The following is a 12,265-nucleotide window of genomic DNA, read 5'->3' on the forward strand; positions in this document are numbered from 1 at the left end:
TGATTATATACTATATCCTGACTTTTTTACTTAAATATTCAGAAGTTGAGTATTAACTTTGTCGCGCTTAATCAGTTTAGGCGCTAACAAATTAAAGCAGGGTAGCAGATGTATAAAAAACTTACTCATTCGATAATAGTAAAGTCTATTTTTATGTTCATGATGACGTTGTATGGTTTTTCCGCTTTTGGGCAGAAGACCTCCGTTAAAGGAACTGTTATTGATGCGACCACGAAAGAAACTATTCCATATGCATCTTTTATCATTACCGGCAGTGGTAAAGGTGGAAAAACGGATGTCAATGGACAATATAACATTACCATTGAAGGTAATTATACCCAGCTTAAATTTAGTTATATAGGTTATAAAAGTCAGCTGAGAACCGTTAAGCCTGGTATCGCTCAAACTATTAATGTTCAATTGCAATCAGAAGCGATGCAGATGAATGAGGTTGTGATTAAGGCAGCGAAAAGACCTCCTTATCGCAATAAAAACAATCCCGCTGTAGAACTGATCCGTAATGTAATTGCCAATAAGTCGAAAAATCGTATGGAAAGCTATGATTATGTAGCTTATAAAAAGTATGAAAGGATGTTGTTTTCTATGAGCAACCTTTCAGATAAGTTTAAAAGTAAAAAGATATTCCGCAATTATCAGTTCCTGTTTCAGGAGCAGGATTCTACTAAAATTGGTGGAAAAAACCTATTGCCTGTTTTTCAACAGGAAAAGCTTTCAGAGAACTATTTCCGTAAAAATCCGGAGAAGATGAAAACAGTGGTTATTGCTGATAAACAGGTGAATTTTGATGAAAAGTTTGTGGATAATCAAGGTCTGAGTTCTTATTTCGACAGAATGTATCAGGATATTGATATTTACGACAACAATATTTCTGTAGTCAGCAACCTGTTATTAAGTCCGATAGCTGACGGAGCACCGACCTTCTATAAATTCTTTATTACAGATACCATCAAAACTGAGCAGCCTCAATTGATTGAGCTTTCATTTACACCGAGAGGGAAAATGGACATGTTGTTTGAAGGTAAGCTATACGTAACGATGGATGGAAATTATGCTGTTCAAAACGCATACCTGACCGTTAATAAGTCTATTAATCTGAATTTCGTTCGTGGACTTGAAGCCAAGCTTGAATTTGAACAAAATCCTGATAAGCGTTATCATCTGAGCAAAAGTAATCTGATTGTTGATTTTGGAATCACTAAGAAAAGTGGGACAGGGTTTACAGGCGAGCGTACGGTCACTTTTAAGGATTATACAATTAATCAACCTCCCGTGGATAGCATATACAAGACTGCAGCTCCTTTGGTTGTAGTTCCCGATGCTACTCAGAAATCCGATGAGTTTTGGGCTAGTAACCGTCCTGAAGCGCTTAGTTTGAGTAGTAATAGGGTGTACCATAACTTAGATACCTTGCAGACTATTCCATCTTTTAAAAGAACTTTGGATATTGTTACCTTATTTTTTGCCGGATACAAGGATTTTGGGCCTTTTGAAATGGGTCCCGTAAATACTTTTTACAGTTTCAATAGTGTAGAGGGATTTCGTGCACGTTTGGGCGGTAGGACAACTACTGCGCTAAGTAAACGGTATTATTTCGAAACTTATGCGGCCTATGGTGTTGAAGATAAGAAATGGAAGTACTTTTTAAGTGGAACGTATTCTTTAAACAATAAGTCTATTTACGCTTTTCCGCAAAGTTATGTTCGTGCCAGTTTTCAGCGTGATACCAAGATTCCGGGACAAGAATTACAGTTTGTGCAGGAAGATAATTTCCTTTTATCGTTTAAAAGAGGAGAGAATAACATGATGCTGTATAATGATTTTTACAGAGTGGATTATGTTCGTGAGTTTGAAAACCACTTTTCTTATACTGTAGGTTTGCGCAAATGGAGTCAAACACCGGCCGGATCCTTGTATTTTAATAATTCATCGGAGACTCTTTTTTCAAGAACCAATCAAATTAATACTTCTGAGATTAGTGTAAATTTAAGATATGCTCCGCATGAAAGATTTTATCAGGGGAAGGTTTATCGCACGCCCTTAGTTGACAAATACCCTATATTTAATCTTCGCTATACAGCAGGCTTAAAGGGTGTACTGGGTGGTGAATACAATTACCATAATTTTATGGCGAGCGCCGATAAACGCTTTTATCTTTCGCAATTTGGTTATACCGATGTGACTTTAGAGGGTGGTTATAATGTAGGTAAACTGCCTTTCCCACTATTGTCAATTCATAGGGCCAACCAAACGTATGCATATCAGTTGCAATCTTATAACCTGATGAATTTCCTGGAATTTGTGAGCGATCATTATGCTAGTGTGAATATAGATCAGAATTTCAATGGGTTCTTTTTTAATAAAATCCCATTGATACAACACTTGAAATTAAGAGAGGTGATGTCGTTTAAAGCAATGTACGGCGGCTTACGTAACGAAAATAATCCTAATAAAAACACTGATGCTATGCAATTCGTACGCAACACTGATGGGCAAACAATAACCCATGCCCTGGATAATGGTCCTTATATTGAAGGAAGTGTTGGTGTCGGAAACATCTTTAAAATACTAAGGGTGGATGCTGTAAAACGTTTTAGCTATCTGGACAATCCCGGAGTTTCAGATTGGGGAATACGTGCGAGGGTAAAATTTGATTTTTAATTATTTTATGTTTCTGTGCATTTATTAAGTTAAATTAGGGTGTAAAATTTTCAACCCTAATTTAAGCTACTATGAATGAGGAATATCTGGACATGCCGTTGGTTAAGAATCAGGTGGGTATGCGTTTTGAATTAAAAATAGGTGATTATACCGCGTTTATCGACTATAAAGAACATGGGGAAAAGATCTGGCTCATTCATACCGAAGCTCCTGAAGAATTGAAAGGCAAAGGCGCTGCAACAGCTATAATAGAAAAAGCACTGTCGTATATTAAAGACAATGGTTACAAACTTATTCCATTATGTCCGTTTGTAGCTGCTTATCTGAAAAGACATCCTGATTGGGAAAGGATTCTGGATGAAAGTGCAAAACCTTTTTAGTTTCTAATGGTCAGATTTGGTGCGGATGTTTTGATTGCTCAAAACCCCGACTGGAAGAAACAGCGGATTGCTTTAGTTACCAATACTGCGGCAACAACAAACCAATACGAGCCTGTTAGCCTGGCGCTGTTAAAAGCGGGTTTTAATTTAGTCAAATTGTTCTCACCAGAACATGGATTTAATGCCAAAGGTGCTGATGGAGTTAAAATGCAAGATGGGGTGGACCAGGCAACGCAGTTGCCTGTCATTAGTTTATATGGAGACCATTTTTCACCAACGAAAACCGACTTGCAGGATGTTGATAGGATTATGTTTGACATCCCGGATGTGGGTGTTAGATTTTATACTTATTTATGGACTTTAACTTATGTTTTGCAGGCTAGTGCGGATTATAATAAACCATTAATCATTCTAGACAGACCTAATCCAATTTCAGGGAATTTGGAGCTCTGCGAAGGGCCGATGCTAAATGAACAATATTGTTCGTCTTTTATAGGCAGATGGAATATACCACTAAGACATAGCTGCACTTTAGCTGAACTTGCTCTTTTCTTTAATACGACAAAAAATATCAATGCCGATTTAACGGTTATACAATGTGAGAATTGGGATAGAAATAAATTCCAACCGGAATGGGATATGGATTTCCTGCCTACTTCACCAGCTATCAGGAATATTAACGCAGCCATGCTTTATCCCGGATTAGGTTTACTGGAAGCAACTAATATTAGCGAAGGGAGAGGCACCAGTATGCCATTTGAAATCGCTGCATCACCCTGGATGAATGATCTTGACTTCCTGGAAGAAGAGAAGCCGGATGGTGTCAGGTTAGAAAGTATAAGGCTTAAACCAAATGAGGGAAAGTATGCAAGCCAGGATTGTTTAGGTGTACAGTTTACACTAAAAGAATATGATCATTTCAAATCAGTGTACCATGGACTGCTACTGATTAAGTTAATTAAAGATCATTATCCCGCATACTTTAAATGGTCAACTTACCCTACAAACGTGAATCCTGAGGGTACTGGTCATCTTGATAAATTGTTAGGATTGCCCCAAAGTGAAGCTTTTTTTGAATTGCCTGTGGCAAAATTTAAAGCCACTATGATCAAAGCTTGTGATGCCACTGAATGGCCGGGGATAATAAAGCCTTATTTGCTTTATTAATTTTAAACAATATATGGTGATGTAAACATTAAATAGATGTTAATTGATCTTACATATACAATTGTTTTTTACAACAGTTAAAAAGAAAAGGGTGGCTTCTTATTAAGAAATCACCCTTTTTATCAATTAAAAATCCCTAAACCTAATCAGCATAAAGAGATGGAATCACAACAACTTTAGCCACAATCGCTCTTGTTGGTCTGATTGGTTGGACGTCCTGATTATCGGAACTCTGAATATCAATAGCTACACCTCCATTGAATAGTTCATAGCTATATGCATCAACATTAAATGTGTACGGGAGTTGTATATAGCTGTTTGAATTTATAGGATGAGATAGGTACACTAAAACCCCTTCATCATCAACAGTAATCTGATCAATGGCATTGTGTCTCCATTCATAGGTGTAAGTTAGACCGTCTTGACTCAATACCCATTGATTAGGTTGGATCGTAAAATTGTACGTTCTGTTTGGAGTATCCTGGATAATAGTGTCCTTCTTGCACGATACCAGGCCCAGCGTGGCTGTACATAAGAGTAAGATTATAAATTTTTTCATGTGTTTGTGTGTTTGCAATATTATAGCAAATTTATTGCCACAATATAACGTTCTATATCTTTACTTATTTTGTAATTAAAATGTTATCCAGAATTTCATTCTATAAAATAAAACTAAACCAAATATTCAAATAAAGTCTGGTCGTTATTGAGTTCAATAATCTCGAACTTATATTCCTTCATCCGCTCTACTAAGGATTCATAATCGGCACGGTTAGCCAATTCAATACCTACCAATGCAGGACCGCTTTCTTTATTGGTTTTTTTGATGAATTCAAAACGGGTAATATCATCTTGAGGTCCCAGAACATTATTCACAAATAATTTCAGTGCACCTGGTCTTTGTGGAAAACGAACAATGAAATAGTGCTTCAAACCTTCATACAGCAAGGATTTCTCTTTGATCTCCTGCATGCGTTCAATATCGTTGTTCCCACCACTTATCACACAAACTACCTTTTTGCCCTTTATTTTATCTTTATACGCATCAAGTACGGCTACTGATAATGCACCTGCCGGTTCAACAACAATGGCGTCCTCATTGTATAGTTTTAAGATGGTGGTACAAACTTTTCCTTCGGCAACCAATAACACATCATCCAAAACCTTTGTGCAGATCTCGTAAGTTAGCTTGCCTACACATTTTACAGAAGCGCCATCTACAAAACGATTGATTTCAGGTAAAGTAATCGGACCGCCATGCTCAAATGCTTTTAGCATAGAGGGAGCGCCCTCAGGCTCAACACCTGCAAGTAATATGCCTGGCTTTTCACCTTTTAAATAGCTACCAACGCCGGCCGAAAGTCCGCCACCGCCAATGGGCATAATTACAACCTCAACATCAGGTAAGTCTTCTAATATCTCTACGCCAACTGTGCCCTGACCTTCAATGATACTGTAATTATCAAATGGAGGGATAAAGGTCATGTTATGTTTTTGTGTATAAGCCAATGCTTCTTTAAGACAATCGTCAAAAGTATCACCTACTAAAACAAGCTCTACACTACCATTTCCAAACATTTCTGTTTGTTTTACCTTTTGTTTTGGGGTAATCTCAGGCATAAATATTACTCCTTTTGTGCCTAGCTTATCGCAAGAAAAAGCAACGCCCTGAGCATGGTTACCCGCGCTTGCGCAAACAATCCCTCTGCTTAATTCTTCCTGGCTTAATTGGCTGATCATATTGTATGCACCACGTAGCTTGTAGGAACGTACAATTTGCAAATCTTCACGTTTCAGGTATATTTCGCAATCGTATTTTTCAGAAAGCTTCGAATTGAAGATTAGTGGGGTATGTTTAACAACATTTTCCAATCGCTGCGATGCAGCTTTGGAATTTAGTTTAGAATTGAAGTCAGTCATTTTTTTATGAAAAATAGAACCGCCACCCGAATAACAGATGGCGGTTTTTTCTGTTTACCCAAATATAGGGTAAAACAAAGAATTATATGTTATTAGCTAACCAGTCGCCAACTTCACTTGTTTTGTAAGCTTTGTTTTTTCCTGATAAATCTTCAGTTACAATGCCTTCTGCAAGAGATTTGTTTACCACCGTTCTGATCAGTTCTGCTTCTTCTTTTAATCCGAAAGCATCTTCAAACATCATGGCTGCCGACAATACAGTAGCCAAAGGATTTGCAATGTCTTTACCTGCTGCTTGTGGATAAGAACCGTGAATCGGCTCAAACAACGAAGTATGAACACCAATTGAGGCAGATGGCATCAAGCCCATAGAACCCGAAATTACAGACGCCTCATCAGTTAAAATATCACCAAACAAGTTTTCTGTAATCATTACATCATAAGAGTTTGGCCATTGTACCAAACGCATAGCTACAGCATCAACAAATTCATAGCTAACTGTAACTTCTGGATAGTCTTTTTCCATATCCTGTACAGTTTCTCTCCACAAACGTGAAGTTTCCAAAACGTTTGCTTTATCTACGCAGCAAAGTCTTTTACTACGTGTCATCGCCATTTCGAAACCTAATTTAGCTAAGCGTTGTACTTCTTCTCTTGTATAAGTACAAGTGTCAAAAGCAGTGTTGCCATTGTCTTTTCTTCCTCTTTCGCCGAAATAAATACCACCTGTTAATTCGCGTAGAATAATCAGATCCGTACCTTCAATACGCTCTCTTTTTAACGGTGAGTTGTCAATTAATGAAGGGAATGTAAATGTTGGACGAACATTTGCAAATAAGCCTAATTTCTGACGCATTTTCAATAAGCCTTGCTCAGGACGAACAGTAGCTTTTGGATCATTGTCAAAACGTGGGTGTCCGATTGCTCCAAAAAGAACAGCATCAGCAGCCATACAAATTTCATGCGTTGAATCAGGGTAAGGCTCGCCAACCTCATCTATAGCAGCTGCACCGGTTAATCCAGCTGTCCAGGTAATTTCATGGTTAAATTTCTTTGCTACTGCATTTGATACTTTAACAGCCTGGTCAATAACCTCTGGCCCAATTCCATCTCCTGCTAATAGAGCAATATTAAGTTTCATCTTTTATTTTGTTTTTAAGTTGTCAGTAGGAGCCTTCTATGATTTTAATCCTGTCAGGTTCTTATATTTCGTAATGGTATTTAATTCTAATTAATCGTGTTTTTGCTGTTAATGCTCAGCCTAAATAATGTTTAACATTTTCTGGGTAGCCTTAATTGCGCAAACTGTTTGGTCTGAATCCAGACCCCTGGTGATAAATATCTTCATGTTATCCGTTTCCCAGGTAATGATTGTTTCACACAAAGCATCCGAGTTACTGCCCGGTGCTATCCTTACTGCATAGTCAATCAGCTTTGGCAAGCTTCTTTCCTTCTTGTTGTAAACTTTAGTCAGTGCATTCATAAAAGCATCAAACTGACCGTCACCTTGTGCGTTCTCTTCAAACTTTTCTCCCTCAATTACGACAGAGATTGTAGCAGATGGGCGTAAACCCATAGAGTTCATCAATACGTAAGATTCAACAACAACTTTCTCTTCGTAAAGATTGCTATCCAACACATCAGAAATGATATATGGCAGATCCTCTTTAGTTACCGTTTCTTTTTTGTCGCCCAATTCAATAACCCTTTGGGTAACTTTCTTAAGATCGGCATCATTTAGCTTTAAACCCAATTCCTGCAGGTTTTTTTCAATATTAGCTTTGCCTGAAGTTTTTCCAAGGGCATAGCTACGTTTTCTGCCAAAACGTTCTGGAAGCAGGTCATTAAAGTATAAATTGTTTTTGTTGTCACCATCAGCATGGATTCCAGCAGTTTGGGTAAACACGTGGTCGCCAACAATTGGTTTGTTAGAAGGAATTCTAACTCCAGAAAATGTTTCTACCAGCTTACTCACCTTGTAAATTGACGACTCTTTAATTTGTACATCAACTTCAGCGGCAAAATCTTTAATTACGGCAACAGCGCTGGCCATTGCTGCATTTCCTGCTCTTTCACCCATACCGTTTACTGTTAAGTGTAAACCGCTGATACCACATTTTACTGCTTCCAGAACATTAGCCGTGCCCAGGTCGTAATCATTATGCGCATGGAAATCAAAATGAACCTCTGGGTATTTTGATTTAATATCAGTAATGAATTTAGCAGTTTCACCAGGTGTTAAAATGCCAAGTGTATCCGGCAATAATATCCTTTTTATAGCTTGTGTAGCTAAAAAGTCTAACATCTGGTAAACATACTCAGGAGAGTTGCGCATGCCATTACTCCAATCTTCTAAATAAACATTGGTGGCAATATTGTTACTGCCTGCAAGGTCTATAACATGTTTAATCTCTGCAAAATGTTGTTCAGGCGTTTTTTTAAGTTGATGTGTTAAATGGTTTAATGAACCTTTGGTCAATAAGTTCTGCACTTTAACACCCGCATTTATCATCCAGTCGATAGAAACACCATTGTCCACAAAAGACAATACTTCTATACGATCTGCATATCCATTAGTCTCAGCCCAGCTAAGAATAGATTTTACAGCCTGGAACTCTCCATCAGATACACGTGCAGAAGCAATTTCAACCCTGTCTACATGAAGTTCTTCTAATAATAATTGGGTTATGGTTAACTTTTCTGAAATGGAAAACGACACACCGGATGTTTGTTCACCATCACGAAGTGTAGTATCCATTATTTCTATTTTCCTTCTTTCCATGTATCGGGTCTAGTGTTGGTTTCTGGTTGGTTCTATGGTTGATCAGGCAAAATTGAAGGACTACCTCAGTTTTGCCTGATGTTTTTTATATCCTAAAGCGGAAGGTGCAATGCAAACTCCTCAATTTCAGGTTTAATGCTTTGCAGATAATCGATGTCATCAAAGCCGTTCAACATATTGTCCTTTTTGTAAGGGCTGATTTCGAAAGTTTCTTTTTCTCCGGTTGCTAAAAGTGTAATCGTTTGCTCAGGTAAGTTTACTTCCAATTCTGTATTCGGATCTGCCTGAATTGCAGCAAAGATCTTCTCAGAAAATTCAGGACTAACCTGTACTGGTAATACGCCAATATTTAAGCAGTTGTTTCTAAAAATATCAGCAAAGAAGCTAGATACTACGCATCTGAATCCGTAATCATAAACAGCCCATGCAGCATGCTCTCTGGATGAACCCGAACCGAAATTCTTGCCACCAACAAGTATTTTACCACTGTAAATTGGATTGTTTAATACGAAATCTGCTTTAGGTGTATTGTCAGGATTGTATCTCCAGTCGCGGAAAAGGTTATCACCAAATCCAACGCGTTCTGTCGCTTTTAAAAAGCGTGCAGGAATCAATTGGTCGGTATCCACGTTTTCTATTGGAAGTGGAACCGCAGTGCTTTTAAGTATATTAAATTTATCGTAAGCCATTTTAATCTTTTTTTGTGTTAGACAAGTTCTTTAATGCTCTCTATTAATGTTCTAGGGTCTGTAACTACACCTGTAACAGCAGCAGCAGCAGCAACTAGCGGACTGGCAAGCATGGTTCTTGAACCAGGACCTTGTCTTCCTTCAAAGTTTCTGTTCGAAGTACTTACTGCATATTTTCCTGCAGGTATTTTATCGTCGTTCATGGCTAAACAAGCAGAACAACCAGGCTGGCGTAAAGTAAAGCCGGCTTCAGTTAAAATATCCAATAAACCTTCTTCTTTAATTTGTGCCTCAACAATATGAGATCCGGGAACTAACCAAACGGTAACACCATCAGCTTTATGTCTGCCTTTAACAATAGATGTAAATGCTCTGAAATCCTCAATACGACCATTGGTACAGCTACCCACAAAAACGAAATCAACTTTCTTACCAATCATCGAATCTCCTTCATGGAAGCCCATGTAACCCAATGACTTTGCATAAGTTGCAGCACCACCTTCTACCTGGTCGGCATTCGGGATTTCATGAGAAATACCCATACCCATTCCAGGGTTAGTACCGTAAGTAATCATTGGCTCAATGGTTGAACCATCGAAAGTTAATTCTTTATCAAAAACTGCATCAGCATCAGTTTTTAAGGTTTTGTAATAAGCTAATGCTTTATCCCATGCTTCACCTTTAGGGCTAAACTCGCGACCTTTAACATAGTTGATGGTTGTTTCATCCGGAGCGATCATACCACCACGGGCACCCATTTCAATACTTAAATTACAAACCGTCATACGGCCTTCCATAGTCATGTTTTCGAAAACATCACCAGCATATTCAACAAAATATCCCGTTGCGCCAGAAGTAGTCAATTGCGATATAATGAACAAAGCAACGTCTTTAGGCGTAACACCTACACCTAATTTGCCGTTCACGTTAATACGCATTTTCTTAGGCTTTGGCTGCATGATACATTGTGTAGAAAGCACCATTTCAACCTCAGAAGTACCGATACCAAAAGCGATAGCACCAAAAGCACCGTGAGTAGAAGTATGTGAGTCGCCACAAACAATAGTAGCACCAGGTTGTGTAATACCATACTCAGGACCAACAACGTGAACGATACCATTTTTTTGGTGACCTAAGCCCCAGTGACTGATACCATATTCATTAGAGTTCGACTCCAATGCTTTTAACTGGTTTGCAGAAAGCGGATCTGCAACCGGTAAATGTTGGTTAATTGTTGGTGTGTTGTGATCTGCCGTAGCAAATGTACGCTCAGGGTATAATACTTTAATTCCTCTGCTTTTTAAACCTAAAAAGGCAACAGGGCTGGTTACTTCGTGAATAAGATGGCGATCAATAAAAAGCACATCAGGGCCACCTTCTATCTTACGTACTACGTGAGTGTCCCACACCTTATCAAATAATGTCTTGCTCATTTTTTTCTGTTTTATAAATTTCTTTCTTTTAAAAAATGGTTAGGCTAATTGTTGTTTAGCCATCATCGATAAAAGATCCTGGTCATTAATATCTAATTTACTATCTGCTACGGTAAGGAAACGGTGATAAACCTCGCCCAATTCCTCTTTGCTTAAATTAAAGCCTAAGCGCTCCAAATGGAACTTTAACGCATGTCTTCCGCTACGTGCGGTAAGCACAATACTTGCGTCAGGGAAACCAACATCTTCCGGACGTATAATTTCATAGTTCTCACGGTTTTTCAAGAAACCATCCTGGTGTATACCAGAACTATGTGCAAAGGCGTTGCTACCAACAATAGCCTTATTAGGCTGTACCGGCATACGCATCTGTGAGCTTACCATGCGGCTTAACTCATAAAAGTTCTTCGTATTGATATTGGTATGCAAACCTAAAGCCTGGTGTGTTTTTAAGATCATCACAACCTCTTCAATAGAAGTATTACCTGCACGCTCACCAATACCGTTAATTGTACCTTCAATCTGGCGGGCACCATTTTGTAATCCTGCAATCGAGTTTGCTGTAGCTAAGCCTAAATCGTTATGGCAATGCACAGATATAATAGCCTGATCAATGTTTTTTACATTCTCTTTCAAAAACTTGATCTTGCTTCCATACTGATCTGGTAAGCAATAACCGTTAGTATCAGGTATGTTCACTACAGTAGCACCTGCAGCAATAACCGCTTCTACCATTTGAGCAAGGAAGTGCACATCGGCACGACCGGCATCTTCTGCATAGAATTCGATATCCTCTACAAACTGTTTAGCATATTTAACCGCTTCAACGGCCCTTGCAAGGATATCCTCACGGGTACTGTTAAATTTGTGTTTAATGTGCATATCTGACGAACCAATACCTGTATGGATACGTGGACGTTTCGCATATTTTAATGCAGCAACAGCTGAATCAATATCGCCTTTATTTGCGCGGGTAAGTGCGCATATGATTGGCTCAGATACAGCTTTAGAAAGTTCTACAACACTTTGGAAATCGCCTGGACTCGAGATAGGGAAGCCTGCTTCAATAACATCTACGCCAAGCGCTTCCAGTTCTTTAGCAATTTCTATCTTCTCTGGGGTCGTCAATTGGCAACCCGGCACTTGTTCTCCATCACGTAAGGTGGTGTCAAACACATAAACTCTATTCGGATCGTGTAACATAATTCTTAGTGT

At 38.6% G+C, this 12,265-nt stretch carries 10 protein-coding genes; 3 read left to right on the plus strand and 7 right to left on the minus strand.

Annotated elements, in window-relative coordinates; translation table 11 throughout:
- Positions 1 to 108 precede the first annotated feature (108 nt).
- The 3 genes from B9A18_RS12010 to B9A18_RS12020 all read left to right on the plus strand — a co-directional run bounded on the left by B9A18_RS12010 (position 109) and on the right by B9A18_RS12020 (position 4,226).
- Positions 109 to 2,679 (plus strand): DUF5686 and carboxypeptidase-like regulatory domain-containing protein, encoded by a 2,571-nt coding sequence (locus B9A18_RS12010; protein ID WP_084289531.1) that lies wholly within the window; start codon positions 109 to 111, stop codon positions 2,677 to 2,679.
- 71 nt (positions 2,680 to 2,750) lie between these two features.
- Complete coding sequence (locus tag B9A18_RS12015) at positions 2,751 to 3,059, plus strand: GNAT family N-acetyltransferase (RefSeq protein WP_084289532.1); 309 nt, start codon at positions 2,751 to 2,753, stop codon at positions 3,057 to 3,059.
- Between the two features lie 6 nt (positions 3,060 to 3,065).
- On the plus strand, positions 3,066 to 4,226 hold the full coding sequence (locus B9A18_RS12020; RefSeq protein WP_084289533.1) for an exo-beta-N-acetylmuramidase NamZ family protein: 1,161 nt from the start codon (positions 3,066 to 3,068) through the stop codon (positions 4,224 to 4,226).
- Positions 4,227 to 4,368: 142 nt separating this feature from the next.
- Here B9A18_RS12020 and B9A18_RS12025 read toward each other — a convergent pair whose 3' ends face one another.
- The 7 genes from B9A18_RS12025 to B9A18_RS12055 all read right to left on the minus strand — a co-directional run bounded on the left by B9A18_RS12025 (position 4,369) and on the right by B9A18_RS12055 (position 12,253).
- Positions 4,369 to 4,785, minus strand: a complete 417-nt coding sequence (locus B9A18_RS12025; protein WP_084289534.1) for a hypothetical protein — start codon at positions 4,783 to 4,785, stop codon at positions 4,369 to 4,371.
- Between the two features lie 113 nt (positions 4,786 to 4,898).
- Positions 4,899 to 6,146, minus strand: a complete 1,248-nt coding sequence (ilvA, locus tag B9A18_RS12030; RefSeq protein WP_084289535.1) for a threonine ammonia-lyase IlvA — start codon at positions 6,144 to 6,146, stop codon at positions 4,899 to 4,901.
- An 82-nt stretch (positions 6,147 to 6,228) separates the two neighbouring features.
- Complete coding sequence (gene leuB / locus B9A18_RS12035) at positions 6,229 to 7,287, minus strand: 3-isopropylmalate dehydrogenase (RefSeq protein ID WP_084289536.1); 1,059 nt, start codon at positions 7,285 to 7,287, stop codon at positions 6,229 to 6,231.
- 120 nt (positions 7,288 to 7,407) lie between these two features.
- Positions 7,408 to 8,928 (minus strand): alpha-isopropylmalate synthase regulatory domain-containing protein, encoded by a 1,521-nt coding sequence (locus tag B9A18_RS12040; RefSeq protein WP_084289537.1) that lies wholly within the window; start codon positions 8,926 to 8,928, stop codon positions 7,408 to 7,410.
- A 92-nt stretch (positions 8,929 to 9,020) separates the two neighbouring features.
- Positions 9,021 to 9,617: a 3-isopropylmalate dehydratase small subunit gene (leuD, locus tag B9A18_RS12045; RefSeq protein WP_084289538.1), complete on the minus strand. Its 597-nt coding sequence runs from the start codon at positions 9,615 to 9,617 to the stop codon at positions 9,021 to 9,023.
- 17 nt (positions 9,618 to 9,634) lie between these two features.
- Complete coding sequence (gene leuC, locus B9A18_RS12050; RefSeq protein WP_084289539.1) at positions 9,635 to 11,050, minus strand: 3-isopropylmalate dehydratase large subunit; 1,416 nt, start codon at positions 11,048 to 11,050, stop codon at positions 9,635 to 9,637.
- 39 nt (positions 11,051 to 11,089) lie between these two features.
- Positions 11,090 to 12,253: a 2-isopropylmalate synthase gene (locus tag B9A18_RS12055; protein ID WP_084289540.1), complete on the minus strand. Its 1,164-nt coding sequence runs from the start codon at positions 12,251 to 12,253 to the stop codon at positions 11,090 to 11,092.
- Between the last annotated feature and the right edge of the window lie 12 nt (positions 12,254 to 12,265).

The sequence above is a fragment of the Pedobacter nyackensis genome (genome assembly GCF_900176505.1).
Taxonomy (GTDB): Bacteria; Bacteroidota; Bacteroidia; order Sphingobacteriales; family Sphingobacteriaceae; genus Pedobacter; species Pedobacter nyackensis.